This window comes from Halomonas sp. GFAJ-1, assembly GCF_000236625.2.
Lineage (GTDB): Bacteria > Pseudomonadota > Gammaproteobacteria > Pseudomonadales > Halomonadaceae > Vreelandella.
Window position 1 is genome coordinate 78,997 of sequence record NZ_AHBC01000021.1, and the last position, 14,777, is coordinate 93,773.

At 54.5% G+C, this 14,777-nt stretch carries 11 protein-coding genes and 2 tRNA genes; 12 read left to right on the forward strand and 1 reads right to left on the reverse strand.

Annotated features, from left to right (window positions below; translation table 11 throughout):
- Positions 1-9 precede the first annotated feature (9 nt).
- Positions 10-336: a ribosome assembly RNA-binding protein YhbY gene (yhbY, locus tag MOY_RS05500; protein WP_009097393.1), complete on the reverse strand. Its 327-nt coding sequence runs from the start codon at positions 334-336 to the stop codon at positions 10-12.
- 114 nt (positions 337-450) lie between these two features.
- Between yhbY and rlmE the strand changes: the two genes are divergently transcribed.
- The 12 genes from rlmE (at position 451) to MOY_RS05560 (ending at position 14,565) form a co-directional block, all read left to right on the forward strand.
- Positions 451-1,098 (forward strand): 23S rRNA (uridine(2552)-2'-O)-methyltransferase RlmE, encoded by a 648-nt coding sequence (rlmE, locus tag MOY_RS05505; protein WP_009097395.1) that lies wholly within the window; start codon positions 451-453, stop codon positions 1,096-1,098.
- Between the two features lie 313 nt (positions 1,099-1,411).
- A complete protein-coding gene (gene ftsH, locus MOY_RS05510) occupies positions 1,412-3,409 on the forward strand; it encodes an ATP-dependent zinc metalloprotease FtsH (protein WP_035540153.1) in 1,998 nt (665 codons plus the stop codon).
- 410 nt (positions 3,410-3,819) lie between these two features.
- Complete coding sequence (locus MOY_RS05515) at positions 3,820-5,463, forward strand: ABC transporter substrate-binding protein (RefSeq protein ID WP_009097399.1); 1,644 nt, start codon at positions 3,820-3,822, stop codon at positions 5,461-5,463.
- A gap of 94 nt (positions 5,464-5,557) precedes the next feature.
- A complete protein-coding gene (locus MOY_RS05520; RefSeq protein WP_009097401.1) occupies positions 5,558-6,538 on the forward strand; it encodes an ABC transporter permease in 981 nt (326 codons plus the stop codon).
- Positions 6,535-8,271, forward strand: coding sequence for an ABC transporter permease subunit (locus MOY_RS05525; RefSeq protein WP_009097403.1), 1,737 nt, complete (start codon positions 6,535-6,537; stop codon positions 8,269-8,271). The genes MOY_RS05520 and MOY_RS05525 overlap by 4 nt, the downstream gene beginning before the upstream one ends.
- Positions 8,268-10,601, forward strand: coding sequence for a dipeptide ABC transporter ATP-binding protein (locus MOY_RS05530; RefSeq protein ID WP_009097405.1), 2,334 nt, complete (start codon positions 8,268-8,270; stop codon positions 10,599-10,601). The genes MOY_RS05525 and MOY_RS05530 overlap by 4 nt, the downstream gene beginning before the upstream one ends.
- Before the next feature lie 130 nt (positions 10,602-10,731).
- The gene (gene folP / locus MOY_RS05535; protein WP_035540157.1) at positions 10,732-11,649 is read left to right on the forward strand and encodes a dihydropteroate synthase; all 918 of its coding nucleotides are present in this window, start codon (positions 10,732-10,734) and stop codon (positions 11,647-11,649) included.
- Entirely contained in the window at positions 11,646-12,995 is a 1,350-nt protein-coding gene (glmM, locus tag MOY_RS05540; RefSeq protein WP_009097410.1) for a phosphoglucosamine mutase, read from the forward strand. The genes folP and glmM overlap by 4 nt, the downstream gene beginning before the upstream one ends.
- Positions 12,996-13,088: 93 nt before the next feature.
- Positions 13,089-13,838 (forward strand): triose-phosphate isomerase, encoded by a 750-nt coding sequence (tpiA, locus tag MOY_RS05545; RefSeq protein ID WP_009097412.1) that lies wholly within the window; start codon positions 13,089-13,091, stop codon positions 13,836-13,838.
- A 4-nt stretch (positions 13,839-13,842) separates the two neighbouring features.
- On the forward strand, positions 13,843-14,202 hold the full coding sequence (secG, locus tag MOY_RS05550; RefSeq protein ID WP_009097414.1) for a preprotein translocase subunit SecG: 360 nt from the start codon (positions 13,843-13,845) through the stop codon (positions 14,200-14,202).
- A 34-nt stretch (positions 14,203-14,236) separates the two neighbouring features.
- Positions 14,237-14,323 (forward strand) — tRNA-Leu (locus MOY_RS05555).
- A 165-nt stretch (positions 14,324-14,488) separates the two neighbouring features.
- Positions 14,489-14,565 (forward strand) — tRNA-Met (locus MOY_RS05560).
- The last annotated feature ends 212 nt before the right edge of the window (positions 14,566-14,777 follow it).

Below are 14,777 nucleotides of genomic sequence, written 5' to 3' on the forward strand. Positions count from 1 at the left end.
GAGCAGGCGCTAGTGCCGACCGTGGTGGCTCTCAAAGCGCACAACGTTAGAGAGCTTCGGGTTGGCCTTTGGGTTGCGGCGATAAAGTAGCGCCATTTTACCGATGGTTTGCACCAGTTCGGCCTTACTGTTGGCCAGTAGCTCGTTGACCATTGCGGCGCGGTCGTCGCGCTCGGGCAGGGCAAGCTTCACTTTAATCAGCTCGTGATCATTGAGCGCGCGGCTGAGTTCTGCGAGCAGGTTTTCGGAGACGCCGTTCTCAGAAACGGTGACCACCGGGTTCAGGTGGTGGCCAATGCTACGAAATGCTTTCTTTTGTGCCTGTGACAAGCTCATGGTATCTTGCGGTATCCCGGTTAGCGCTTAACGTTCCATCTTACGGTGAAATGCCGCTAAGTGAAAGCAATCGCGTAAATGCGCCCATCTCTTATATCAGTGTTAGATTCCCACATGCAGCAAAAGCCCCCAAGTCGTAAACATTCAGTGAGCAAGACCAGCAATAACTGGAAGAAGGAACATTTTGACGACCAGTACGTTAAACAGAGCTGGCAAGACGGCTATCGCTCGCGGGCGAGTTATAAGCTGCTGGAGATGGATGAAAAGGATAAGCTTTTTCGTGCCGGCATGACGGTGATTGATTTAGGGGCAGCACCTGGCGGGTGGAGTCAAATAGCCGCAGAGAAGGTGGGGCCTGAAGGTGTGGTCATCGCCTCTGATATACTGGAGATGGATGCCCTCGCGGGGGTTGACTTCATTCAGGGTGATTTTACCGAAGAGCGCGTGCTAAACGCGATCCTTGAGCGTTTAGGAAATCGCCCAGTAGACCTTGTTATGTCAGACATGGCCCCCAATATGAGCGGTATGGCAGCAATTGACCAGCCTCAAGCTATGTATCTGGTAGAATTGGCTTTAGAGCTTGCCCGGGAAACGTTACCCCCTGGGGGGCGTTTTTTGGCTAAGGTGTTTCAAGGCGAAGGATTTGACGCTTACTTGAAGGCGTTGCGCGGTAGTTTTAATCGGGTGGTAACACGTAAGCCTGATGCCTCCCGGGCGCGCTCCCGTGAAGTCTATTTTCTGGCGGAAGGGTTTCGTGGCTAGTTGTAGCTAGCTGCGGGCTGCTGATAGCGCGCTATGGGTGTCGTACTGTTTTTTGACCAGCTGCATGCTGTGTTAGGCACAGTTAACCGGCAGCTAGGCAGCTCAATAGACCTGATTCACCGTAATAGCTAAGTTTTATCGCCGCAATTGCCAGACAGGCAAGCGGAACATGTGTCACATTAGGCATCTTGGACGAGCGTGACACAGATGGCCCAAAGCCATATGCGCTTTGGCAATGGTTGAACGTTAAGCTCTAGTGTAAGGTCTGAGTATTAGCGGTTAACTGACGGATTCTTGTAATGAGGGTAGCCCCTTGAATGATATGGCGAAGAACCTGATTCTGTGGTTGGTCATCGCGGCCGTTCTACTGACAGTGTTCAACAATTTCAGTACGGAAAGTGCACCGCAAGCCACTAACTACTCTCAGTTTGTGCAGCAGGTGCAAAATCAGCAGGTGCGTAGTGTCACTATTGATGGCTATACCATCACGGGTGAGCGCACGGATGGTACACAGTTCCAAACCATTCGCCCTGCGGCAGAAGATCCTAAGCTGATGGACGATCTGTTGAGCAACAACGTAACGGTTGTCGGTAAAGAGCCCGAGCAGCAAAGCATTTGGGTGCGCCTGCTGATCGCCAGCTTCCCGATTCTGTTGATTCTAGCCATCTTTATGTTCTTTATGCGCCAAATGCAGGGTGGCGCTGGGGGCGGTAAAGGCGGCCCGATGAGCTTTGGCAAATCGAAGGCAAAACTGCTCTCGCAAGACCAGATTAAAACTACCTTTGCTGATGTTGCAGGCTGTGATGAAGCGAAAGAAGAGGTCGAAGAGCTGGTCGACTTCCTACGCGATCCCACGAAGTTCCAGCGCTTGGGTGGCACTATCCCCCGCGGCGTGTTGATGGTTGGCCCGCCGGGTACCGGTAAAACGCTGCTGGCTAAGTCTATTGCCGGCGAAGCGAAAGTGCCATTCTTCTCTATTTCGGGTTCTGACTTTGTTGAGATGTTCGTGGGTGTGGGTGCGTCCCGTGTACGCGACATGTTCGAACAGGCCAAAAAGCAGGCGCCCTGCATTATCTTTATCGATGAGATCGATGCCGTTGGCCGTTCACGCGGTACTGGGATGGGCGGCGGTAATGATGAGCGCGAGCAGACCCTTAACCAGCTATTGGTTGAGATGGACGGTTTCGAGGCGAACGAAGGCATCATTGTTATTGCGGCCACTAACCGTCCTGACGTACTTGACCCCGCGTTAATGCGCCCAGGTCGCTTTGACCGCCAGGTAACGGTTGGTTTGCCCGATATTCGTGGCCGTGAGCACATTTTGGGCGTTCACCTGCGCAAAGTGCCGTTGGCCGACGACGTTAAGCCGCAATTGATCGCCCGTGGTACCCCGGGTTTCTCCGGTGCTGACTTAGCCAACTTGGTTAACGAGGCGGCACTATTTGCTGCTCGTCGTAACAAGCGCTTAGTGGCTATGGAAGAGCTGGAGCTTGCTAAAGATAAGATCATGATGGGCGCCGAGCGCAAATCCATGGTGATGACCGATAAAGAGAAGCTCAATACGGCCTACCATGAGTCGGGTCACGCCATTATCGGTTTGGTCATGCCTGAGCACGATCCGGTCTATAAGGTAACTATCATTCCGCGTGGCCGTGCGCTGGGCGTGACAATGTTCTTGCCGGAAGAAGACCGCTACAGCCTCTCGCGTCAGCAGATCCTCAGTCAAATCTGCTCGCTGTTTGGTGGCCGTATCGCCGAAGAGATGACGTTAGGCCCCAATGGTGTGACTACGGGCGCCTCGAACGACATCAAGCGTGCAACCGAGCTTGCTCACAATATGGTGGCGAAGTGGGGGCTTTCGGATGCAATGGGCCCGATCATGTACGACGAGGATGAGTCTCACCAGTTCCTCGGCGGCCCTGGTCAAGGCGGCAAGCTAAAGTCTGGCGAAACGACCACGCGTCTTGATAAAGAAGTCCGCAAGATTATTGACGAGTGCTACGAGCAAGCGCGGCAGATTCTGAACGACAACCGCGACAAGCTGGACGCCATGGCTGAAGCGCTGATGAAGTTTGAAACCATTGATGCCACGCAGCTGAAAGACATCATGGAAGGTCGCGACCCGCGTCCACCGGAAGGCTGGGACGATGGTGATTCATCTGGTGGCGGTATGCCCGTCAATGATGACAAGCCAGAAGCCAGTGCTGAAGAGCCGGTAGACGGCACGCCATCCCAGGATGATGGTGAAGAAGATGACGACGAACCTCGTCGCCGCCCTTCAGATCCGTTAGGTGGTCCTGCTGGGTCGTAAAAACATTCTCTAAATTGTTCGGCCTGAACAGGGCGATTAAGACTGCTGACGAGCCCCACTTTTGGTGGGGCTTTGTCGTTTAAGGTGCTTATTTTGGTGCAATCACTGTGGAGTGCAGTTTATTTGTCATAGCGCACTAAGGGTCGATCTAGGCGGGTAAGAGTGCTTTGACTCTGCTGTGCAGGATCAAAGCACTGGCAAAAGTGCCAGCATTTTGTAAGCAATCTGAGGCGCCTCTATAGGCGCCTTACTTGTCTTTGGGTTTCTCTACGAAATGGAAGTATGGGTAGGAACAGCATAAAAAGTGTTTAAAGGGAGAATTTGACAGTTTAACGTATGTTTATTAGGTTGGTTTAGTAACTAAAAAAACTAATTTTAAATTGCCTGGGCAATGTCCTTAGGGAGATAAAATGCATAATATAAATAAAAAGCGACTAATCGGCGCTTTGGGGGTGCCGAGTGCTTCAGTACCATTACTGGCGGCGCTTACATTGGGTTTTGGCGCTTTTGCTATACAAGCTCAAGCTCAAGAGCCTATACCGTCGATTACACTTACTACAACGACGGAATCTTATGACCCTATTCGCTATGAAGCAGCATTTATTGTTGCTGAGCGTTGGAGGGAGCTGGGGTTGGATGTCACAGTAGCGCCCACAGAATTTAGTACCGCTCTAGAACGCTTCTACGATCAGCAAGATTTTGACGCAACGATTCTTGGTTGGAGTGGTCGCACAGATCGCTTGGATCCGCAATTTTTCCTGAGCACATTGGACTCTCGTCAGTCTTCGCCAGGTGGCAATAACCCTGGTGGTTATAATAACCCTGAGTTTGACGCGCTGTTTGACCAGCAATCGCAAGCCTTCGACCCAGAAGAGCGTCAGCAACTGGTCATGGAGATGCAGGAACTCTATAAACCCGATGCGCCGTTGATCGTGCTTTTCTTCCGCGATGAGGTGGTGGCCTACAACCATGATGCCTTCGAAGGTTTTGAGCCGATGGCCGGCGAGGGACTGTACAGCGAATGGGGGCCGATGGAAGCTGTCCCAGTAGGCGAGCGCAGCACCCTGCGTATCGGTGGGCCACAGGAGCCAGACAACCTTAACCCACTGGCATCCACCTCGGTATGGGGCTGGAAATGGATGCGCCTCTACTATGATCGTTTAGTGCGTCTGTCCGCTGATGTAGAGCCACTCCCTTGGGCGGCTGAGAAGGTAGAGCAAGTTGACGACACCACGATTGAGGTGACACTTCGGGAAGGCATGACGTTTCACGATGGCGAGTCAGTAACGGCCAGTGACGTTGCCTTTACCTGGAACTACTACCTTGACCAGGATTACAGCTACTTCAACTCCTACCTAGCAGCGCTGGAGCGGGCAGAGATGGTCGATGAGCTGACGGTGCACTTCCACCTAAAAGAGCCATCCGCTTCCTTTGCGAGCATTTCTTTATCACAGATTCCTATTCTGCCCGAGCATATCTGGTCTGAAATAGAGGATGCGTCCACACTGAGCCCCAGCGAGACACCAACAGTTGGCTCTGGCCCCTTCCAGTTCGAGCGCTTTGATCGGGGGGAGTTCATGGCCATCAGTAAGTTCGATGATCACTTCTATGCTGATAACATCGACGTTGATGGGGTGGAGTTTATCATCTACGCCGATATGGAGGGTGTCTACACCGGCTTGCAGACTGGCGAGATCGATGTGACTGCTTGGCGCATGGAACCTGGCCAGATCAGCTTGGCTGAAAGCCAGGATCATCTTACCGTGGTCAATGTGCCTGACTTTGGCTACTTCCACTTAACCTTCAACTTGCGTCGCGAACCGTTTGACGACCGTGCCATGCGCCGTGCTTTGACCATGGCGAGTGATCGTGAGCGCATGGTCAATGTGCTGCTCGATGGCCGTGGTGAGGTTGGGTCTAGCGTGATTGCGCCGGTTAACACCTTCTGGCATGACGCCTTTATCGAACGCTTTGAGTTTGATATGGAAGCGGCGCGTGCCGAGCTGGAAGAGGCTGGTTACTCCTGGGACGAGGATGGTCGCCTGCTGCGCTAAGCGCGTCGGGTACATCCTTCCTTAATATAGGTGCCACCACCCTGCACACCCACAAGGCTGTGCAGGGTGAACGGCCGTTCACAGCGAGTCCGTCATGTCATCACGTAGCAGTTATCTGATACGCCGTGTTCTGCATGGTTTTATGGCGCTGTTTATCATCGCCACGTTGCTATTCTTTCTCTTTCGCTTAGGGTTGCCGGATCCCACAGCAGCGCTGATTACTGAGGGGCTAAACCCCGAGGAGCGCGAACGCATCCGTGCCAGTTTTGGCCTTGATCGACCAATCTGGGAGCAATACTTTATCTACTTAGCCAATATTGTGCAGGGCGATTTTGGCTACTCCTTCCACTACCGTGCCCCTGTTGCGGATATCATCTGGGAGCGGTTAGGGAACACCATGGTGCTGATGCTGCCCGCCATTGTGCTTGCTTATGCTGTTGGCGCGCCGTTAGGGGCCTGGCTTTCATGGCGGCGGGGCAGTCGTGTAGACACCAGCGGTATCTTTGTCGGCTTGATGTTCCGTTCGGCACCAATGTTTTGGACAGGGATGATCGCTATCCTGGTATTTGGCATTGGGCTTGGTTGGTTACCCACCAGCGGCATGCGAACACTCCCCTACGAAGCCTCGGGCTTTTTTGACAAAATATTCACCCTCGACTTTTTGCATCACCTGATCCTGCCTGCGCTAGTGGTAGCTCTCTACTATCTGGGGTCGCCGTTACTGATCATGCGTAACACCATGTTGGAAGTTTATGGCGAAGATTTTATCGAAATGGCGCGCGCTAAAGGTTTGCCAGAACGCCGCATTCTCTATGCTCACGCTGCTCGTAATGCGTTGTTGCCAGTGGTCACCCAGTTAGCTGTGACAATTGGCTTGGCGGCGGGCGGTCAAGTGGTTGTCGAGGTAGTCTTCTCTTGGCCCGGATTGGGGCGGGAAATTCTCAATTCAGTGCGCACCTCTGATTTCCCGCTTGCCCAAGCCAGTTTCCTAGTGATGGCCGCTTTCGTGGTCACTCTTAATCTGTTGGTCGACATTCTTTACACCATGTTGGATCCAAGGGTGAGCTTCAAATGAACCGATCTCGATTTCTGAAAAGTGCTCAGGAGCCTGTAAAGGCTGTTCTGGGCGATCGGCTGGCGCTCGTGGGTCTCTTCGTGCTGCTGTCGATTATCGCTATGGCGTTGTTTGCGCCGTTTCTATCCACCCATGAGCCGCTGGCTGTTAACGAGCGCGAGGAGGGCTCGCTGTTCTTGCGTAGCGACGACGGTGACCAAGTACATTGGGTGGCATCTTCACCGCTCGGCGAAGTCACCCTTAATGCTGCCGACTACCGCGATGGGCTAGGAATGGCAGTAGGCCGCGACGGTGTGGTGTGGCGCTATGCGGGTGGTGATTGGTCGCCTCTCGATACACCTATCACCACGACGCTGAACGCCGTCAATATTCGTGAAGACGGTGCAACCCTGGTGGCTGGGGCTCAAGGTACGGTGGCGCTGTGGAGTCCAGATGACAGCTGGCAAACTTTTGAGATGCCCGATCCGCTAAGTGTCAATGGCATCGCTTGGCGCGACGACGACACAGCACTGTTGGTGGGCGGTGGAGAAACGGTCTGGCTATTGAGCTTGGACAGCGGAGAGGTGACATCGCTGGTGAGCCCCGTGGGTCGTGGCTTCGAGCTCAATGCGGTGGCGCTGGACACAGACGGAAGCGCCTGGCTGGTCGGTGACCGTGGTATAGCGCTCCGCCTTGACCCCCAGGACGATAGCCTGAGCTTGGAGCGGTTGCCCGGCAATCGTGAACTCAATCATATCCATATTGCGGATAGCGGGGCGGGGCTGATTGTTGGCGAGCGGGGAACCGTGCTGGTACGTGAGGATGCCCAGGCTCGTTGGCAGAGCCAGAGTGCTCCGGACTCCCGCGCCATGCGCGCTGGTTGGATAACCGATGAGGGCCATGCGTTCGCGGTGGGGCGGAGTGGTATTGTCTTCGAGCGTGAGCCAGGAGGCGAATGGCAGCTGGTGCCCAGTGACGAAGAGCGCCACTTAAGGGCGTTAATGGTCACCGAAGATAGCTTCTTTGCTATCGGCTCCGATCGGTTTGTGAATCGCTTGGCACCGCCGAGCGGTGAGCACTGGTTTGGTACCGATCACCTGGGTCGCGACCTGTTCAGTCAGAATGTTCACGGTTCTCAAATTGCCCTGCTGGTAGGCTTTCTTGGCGCCTCCCTGGTGGTATTGATAGGTGCCAATGTGGGACTGGTGGCAGGATACTTCCGTGGCCGCACCGAGACCGTGCTGATGCGCACGGTAGATGTGATGTATGGCATTCCCTTTGAGCCTTTTGCGCTGATTCTGGTGCTGCTGTTTGAGCCCAGTCTCTTTATTGTGATTTTGGCGGTATCGCTACTGACCTGGCGAACCGTTGCGCGGCTGATTCGCTCTCAGGTCCTGAGCCTGCGTGAACGACCGTTCGTTAAAGCCGCACGTGTGGCAGGGGCGTCCGATTTGCGCATTATGTATCTGCATATCTTCCCTAACGTTATGCCGCTGGTATTCCTTGAATTGGCAATTATTGTCGGGGTGTCGATCATTGCGGAAGCCACGCTATCCTTCTTGGGATTAGGCCCCCCCCAATCGATCTCTTGGGGTGGGATTTTGCACAATGCTCGCCTATCCGGCGCCTGGCGCGAGGCGTGGTGGTGGAATCTACCACCGGGCCTGCTAATTATGATCACAGTGCTCTCAGTGTTTTTCATCTCTCGCTCACTTGAGTTAGTCGCCAATCCACGTTTGAGGGCACGTCGATGACCACTAAACCGCTATTAACCATCGATGACTTAGCCATTCACTACCAGACAGGGGCTGGGCCAGTGCAGGCCGTCGATGGTGTGAGCTTTGATTTGGCACCTGGCGAAGCCTTGGGGCTGGTGGGTGAGTCGGGGTGCGGTAAAACTACTGCCGCCAAGGCGATGCTGCGCCTGTTACCACCTAATGGCCTAGTGCCAAAGGGGCGCATTGATTTTGCTGGCCGAGACCTGTTGAACCTCGACCCTGAAGCCATGCGCAAGGTGCGCTGGGATGAGATTGCCTGGATCTCTCAGGCCGCTATGAATGCCCTGGATCCGGTCTATACCGTGGGTGACCAAATTCTTGAGGCGATGAGTGCGCACCGCAAGATTAACCGCAAAGAAGCCTGGGCTCATGCCGAGCAGTTATTTCGTGATGTCGGGATTGACCCTGGGCGGCTGTCTGCCTATCCACACGAAATGAGTGGTGGTATGAAGCAGCGTGCCGTGATCGCCATGGCGCTAGCGCTGGATCCTCAGCTGATAGTGGCGGATGAGCCAACGACGGCGCTGGACGTGGTGACTCAAGCGCAGATTTTATCTCGCTTGACGAAGCTGCGTCGTGAGCGCGGTTTGGCGCTGATCTTTATTACCCACGACATCTCTGTGGTCGTTCAGACCTGTGACCGGGTGGCGGTCATGTATGGTGGTCACATCATGGAGACTGGGCCGGTGCGTGAAGTCTTTGCGTCGCCCTTTCACCCTTACACCATGGGCCTGACCAATGCCTTCCCAACCCTGGAGGGCGCTCAGAAGGAGCTGATCTCGATTCCGGGCAGTCCGCCTGACTTGCTCAATCCACCCTCGGGCTGTCGTTTTGCCGAGCGCTGTCCGTTTGCTACTCAACGCTGCAGCGAGGAAACCCCCGCATTAACATACGTGGGAGAGGGGCGGCAGGCTGCTTGCCATTATCCTGAGCAGGCGGCGGAATTTCGCCAGCAGGCGGCCAGGAATGACACTTGGCAGATTGCTGGTGAGCGTCTCGGTGAACAGGTGCAGGGCGCGGGGAGTCTTGAGCGACGGATTAGCGATACACCGCTACTTGAAGTGGAGGGGCTTAAGAAATACTTCCCCGTGGAGCAGGGCTTTTTTGAAGGCTTTGGCCGCAAGCGCCAGGAGCGCAAGGTGCACGCTGTTGATGATATCGACTTTGAGCTGCGTGAAGGCGAAATCCTCGGTTTAGCGGGAGAGTCTGGGTCAGGCAAGACGACCACGGGTGAAATGTTGGTTCGCCTCCAGGATGTTACCGCGGGCGAAATTCGTTTTGACGGCCAGAACATCGCGGCACTCAAAGGCGCGGATCTTAAGGCTTTCCGACGCAGTGCCCAGATGATCTTTCAGGATCCGTATCAAACGCTCAACCCGCGTTTTACGATCTACGATATTGTTGCAGAGCCGCTGATCATTCATAAGCTGGCCGAGGGTGAAGAGCTAGAGCAGCGGGTGGTTGAGTCTTTGGAGCGCGCGGGCCTAAAGCCAGCCAGTGCTTATCAGGAGCGTTTTCCCCACGAACTTTCTGGCGGGCAGCGGCAGCGTGTCGCCATTGCGCGGGGCATCGTGCTTGAGCCGCGCTTTATGGTGGCTGATGAACCGGTGTCTATGCTGGATGTATCAATTCGCGCCGGGGTGCTTAACCTGATGCGGCGTTTCCGCAATGAGTTAGGGATATCATTTGTCTACGTTAGCCATGATTTGCCGACAATTCGCTATGTGGCGGATCGAACGGCGATCATGTATCTCGGTGAAATCGTTGAAGTCGGCCCTACTGATACTTTGATTCGAGAGCGCAAACATCCTTATACGCAGCTTTTGTTGGATGCTAGCCCCGAACCCGACCCCGCCGTATTCAAAGCGCCATTAGAAAGTGCTGGTGAGATTCCAAGTGCCGTGGAGCCTCCAAATGGTTGCCACTTTCATACGCGCTGTCCGAAGGCGATGGCATGCTGTGGCTGGGAGGGGCGTGATGTGGCAACTGCTATGAGTGAATGGCGAATTCGAGGAGGTGAGCTTCACAAGCTAGCCGGGGTTAGCGTGACTGGATTATCGGCTCAGCTAGCACTAGCCGAAAATGTCAGTGAAACGGCCGCACGCAAAGAGCTTCAAGAGGTGCTTTCTGCGAAGCATGCCTCTCTTTGGGAGGCTGCGCGAATCAATGTGCAAGGCAAGTGCCTGCTTGTGCAGTTTGACGCTCAGCCATCGCCAAGGCGGCGGTTAATCGCCAGGGAGCATGAGGTGGCCTGTTATCTTTATGATTCGACTCAAGAGGTAGCATCACTTCCAGAAGAGAAATAGTGGCTACAAGTAATATAACTGCACCAGTAGCTTATCTAATGTCATCGGGTAAGGCGTCCCATTATGGGGCGCCTTTTTGTTATGCTGTGGTCATCACGCAGCAATGTTCTCTTTTTAATCAGGCCGCCGCATGAAATCGACAGTTGACTCTTCATCATCTTTACAGGCAGCGGACAGCGCCTTTCACTTGCGCTGTGGGCGCCACTTGCTAGATCTCTCGTTTCCCCGAGTAATGGGTATTCTCAATGTGACTCCTGATTCGTTTTCCGATGGGGGGCAGCACGTCGCCCTGGACGATGCGCTACGCCATGCGGAGCGCATGCTCGCCGAAGGGGCGGTGATGATTGATGTGGGGGGCGAGTCAACGCGCCCAGGTGCGCCAGCTGTCTCTGAGCAAGAAGAGCTAGATCGTGTGTCCCCTGTTGTGGAAGCGCTGGTGCGAGAGTTGGACGCGTTGGTGTCGATCGATACCAGCAGTCCAGCGGTCATGCGCCAAGCCAGCGCGCTCGGTGCGGGTATGATTAATGATGTGCGCGCGTTAGAGCGAGAAGGTGCGCTGGCTGCTGCTATCGGTAGTGGCCTGCCGGTCTGCTTAATGCACCGTCAGGGCGAGCCGCAGAATATGCAGCAGTCACCCCGCTATGAGCAGCCGGTTGAAAGTGCGGTAGTGGCCTATTTGGCAGAGCGCGTTGCGGCCTGCGAAGCTGCAGGGTTGCGCCGTAACCGGTTGCTGCTCGATCCCGGCTTTGGCTTCGGTAAAACCGTTGAACATAATCTACGCTTGCTCAAATATATGGATGCGTTACAGGCGTTAGAGCTGCCACTGTTGGTCGGTATGTCGCGCAAAAGCATGATTGGTAAAGTGCTGGGTCGCCCGGTAGAAGAGCGTTTGGCAGGTGGTCTTGCGCTAACCGCTATGGCGGTCGAGCGGGGGGCTAATATCGTACGCGTTCACGATGTAGGCCCAACGGTGGATGCCGTTAATATGGCGTGGGCAGTGTTGCAAGAGGGTTGCGAGCCGCCGCTAAACAAGGAGTTTGATGCATGACACGACGTTATTTTGGCACAGACGGTATTCGTGGCACCGTTGGGCAGGCGCCGATTACCGCTGATTTTATGCTCAAACTGGGCTGGGCGGCGGGTCAAGTGCTGCGCCGTGAAAAGGGGTCTACCCGGGTGCTGATTGGGAAAGATACGCGCATCTCAGGCTATATGTTTGAGTCTGCGCTTGAGGCAGGGCTTTCTGCTGCAGGCGTCGATGTTTCGCTTTTGGGGCCTATGCCCACGCCGGGGATCGCCTACTTAACTCGCACCTTCCGTGCGGATGCCGGTATTGTTATTTCCGCGTCCCATAATCCCTTTGATGATAACGGCATTAAGTTCTTTTCGGCGGAGGGTAAAAAGCTACCCGATGAGATAGAAGATCGCATTGAAACAATGCTGGATGCACCGTTAACCACGGCAGCGGCGGCTTCGCTGGGAAAAGCAACGCGGATTGATGATGCCGCGGGGCGCTACATTGAGTTTTGTAAGTCTACCTTGCCGGATCGCTTAAGCCTGCACGGACTGAAAGTGGTGCTCGACTGCGCCCATGGCGCGACGTATCACATTGCGCCCAATGTGTTCCGTGAGCTGGGTGCGGAGGTGAGTGTCATCGGGGCCTCCCCTAACGGGCTAAATATTAATCAGCAAGTAGGCTCCACCCACCCCGCAGCGCTGCGGGCAGCGGTTATTCAGCAGGGGGCGGATTTAGGCATTGCCTTTGATGGGGATGGCGACCGCTTGCTGTTGGTCGATGCTGATGGCCGCGAAGTCGATGGCGACGATATTCTTTATCTGATTGCCCGGGACCGTCACGAGCGAGGGCTGCTGGAAGGCGGCGTGGTGGGAACGCTCATGAGCAATTTTGGCCTTGCCATGGCACTGGAAAAGCTGGGTATCCCCTTTGCCCGGGCCAAGGTCGGTGATCGCTTCGTGATGGAGATGATGGCTGAGAATGGGTGGGAGCTTGGCGGCGAGTCCTCGGGGCATATTGTTTGCGGGCATGTGCAGTCCACGGGGGATGGGATTGTTTCTGCTCTTCAGGTGTTAGCGCTGATGATGCGTGAACAAAAAACCTTACCCGTGCTGCTAAAAGGTTTGGAAAAAGTGCCGCAGTCGCTGGTGAATGTTAGGCTGCCAAAGGGTGCTAGTGCCAAAGAAGTAATGGCGTCAGAGCCTTTGCAGCACGCCGTAGCGACGCTTGAAAAAGAGTTGGGTGACCAGGGGCGTGTGCTGCTCAGGCCTTCGGGCACCGAGCCGCTTATTCGCGTGATGGTGGAAGGTCGTGCCCATCTGGATGTGGATAAGCTGGCCAGCCACCTAGCCAATCAGGTGCAGGCGCTGCTGAGTTAAGCTGTACAACAAACCGCGCTATGCCTGTAACAGCGGTTGTCTTGACAAGGCTGCTCCTATACCATTTCGCTCCACCTTGAGTGAGGATAGTCAATGCGCACGCCATTAATTGCCGGTAACTGGAAAATGAACGGTTCGACGGCGTTGATTCAAGCGTTTGGAGACGCTTTCGCGGCAGCAACACTGTCTGCAGATATCGACGTTGTTATCATACCGCCATTTCCGTATTTGGATGCGGCCCGTCATGCGTTCAAAAACACGCCGCTGCAATTAGGGGCGCAAACGCTCAACCCCCAGCACTCAGGGGCGCATACGGGTGAAATTAGCGGCCGAATGCTGAAAGAGTTTGAGGTTGGCTATGTGCTGGTCGGCCACTCTGAGCGTCGCAAGCTCTATCGTGAAACCGATGAGCAGGTGTTTGACCGCTTGGTAGCCGCCTTGGATGTCGGCCTGACGCCTATTCTCTGCGTTGGCGAAACCCTGGAAGAGCGTGATGCGGGCAGTACGATGGATGTTGTGCTTCGCCAAGTCGGTCACGTGATGGCCCGTTTGGAACCCGCTCAGCGCCTTCATGTCGTGATTGCCTATGAGCCCGTATGGGCAATTGGTACCGGGCGCACCGCTACTCCTGAGCAGGCCCAAGAGGTGATGGCGGGTATTCGCGCCTACCAGGCTGGTTTTGATGCCTCGCTTGCCGAGCAGCTTAAGCTGCTATACGGCGGCAGCATGAACGCAAGTAATGCGGCTGAGCTACTCGCGCAGCCGGATATCGACGGTGGTTTAGTGGGCGGTGCCTCGCTCAAAACCAACGATTTCTACGCCATTTGTCAGTCAGCAGGATAACGCCATGCAAGTTGCAATTCTTATGGTTCACGTGGTGATTGCGATCGCCCTGGTTGTACTCATCCTGCTTCAGCAGGGTAAAGGTGCCGAAGCGGGGGCCGCCTTTGGTGGCGGTGCATCGCAAACCGTTTTTGGTTCGCGGGGAAGCGGTAATTTCTTATCCCGTACGACCGCTGTGCTAGCGGCAGGTTTTTTCGTAACCTCGATGACGCTCGCTTACTTTGCGACCCAGGCGAGCCAATCCCCGGAAGCAGGTATCCCCGACTCTCGCCTCATTGAGCAGCAGCGTAGTCTTCCAACGCTTGACGACGGCCCTGCAAGTATGGATAATACCGCGCCAGTGCTAGAGGAAAGCAGCGAGTAACGTCTTGATGTCGCTTTCTTTAGCCTCCCCTGATGCCGAAGTGGTGGAATTGGTAGACACGCTATCTTGAGGGGGTAGTGACCGTATGGTCGTGCGGGTTCAAGTCCCGCCTTCGGCACCATCTGTTTTGCTGGCTTGTCAGCTTCCCAGAGTTTTTGCCTAAGACGCTTTTGTAAAAGAAAGCAGGGGTTGGCACCTGAGACAAAAATTGTACTTGAAGCAAGTTCTTGAAAATGAGTTCTTGACGTAAGTGGTTCAAGTGTCTATTATTGTCGACCTAGATTGATGCGGGGTGGAGCAGTCTGGTAGCTCGTCGGGCTCATAACCCGAAGGTCATCGGTTCAAATCCGGTCCCCGCTACCATCTTCTAGTAATATGTTTTATCCCAGTTGCGGTCATTAATGAGTAACTGAGATGGTGAGAGAGTCAGCTTAACGACATCCGCCGCATGTTGCTAAAGTGGTATTACAGGTTTCTTTCAAAAAGCCCCTTCCTGTGAAGGGGCTTTTTGTTAATAGCTTTTTGTTAATAGCTTTTTGTTAATAGCTTTTTGTTAATAGCTTTTTGTTAATAGC

Coding starts and splice junctions, on each gene's coding strand:
- yhbY (WP_009097393.1), bottom strand. CDS start 336: ATGAGCTTGTCACAGGCACAAAAGAAAGCATTTCGTAGCATTGGCCAC.
- rlmE (WP_009097395.1), top strand. CDS start 451: ATGCAGCAAAAGCCCCCAAGTCGTAAACATTCAGTGAGCAAGACCAGC.
- MOY_RS05515 (WP_009097399.1), top strand. CDS start 3,820: ATGCATAATATAAATAAAAAGCGACTAATCGGCGCTTTGGGGGTGCCG.
- MOY_RS05520 (WP_009097401.1), top strand. CDS start 5,558: ATGTCATCACGTAGCAGTTATCTGATACGCCGTGTTCTGCATGGTTTT.
- MOY_RS05525 (WP_009097403.1), top strand. CDS start 6,535: ATGAACCGATCTCGATTTCTGAAAAGTGCTCAGGAGCCTGTAAAGGCT.
- MOY_RS05530 (WP_009097405.1), top strand. CDS start 8,268: ATGACCACTAAACCGCTATTAACCATCGATGACTTAGCCATTCACTAC.
- folP (WP_035540157.1), top strand. CDS start 10,732: ATGAAATCGACAGTTGACTCTTCATCATCTTTACAGGCAGCGGACAGC.
- glmM (WP_009097410.1), top strand. CDS start 11,646: ATGACACGACGTTATTTTGGCACAGACGGTATTCGTGGCACCGTTGGG.
- tpiA (WP_009097412.1), top strand. CDS start 13,089: ATGCGCACGCCATTAATTGCCGGTAACTGGAAAATGAACGGTTCGACG.
- secG (WP_009097414.1), top strand. CDS start 13,843: ATGCAAGTTGCAATTCTTATGGTTCACGTGGTGATTGCGATCGCCCTG.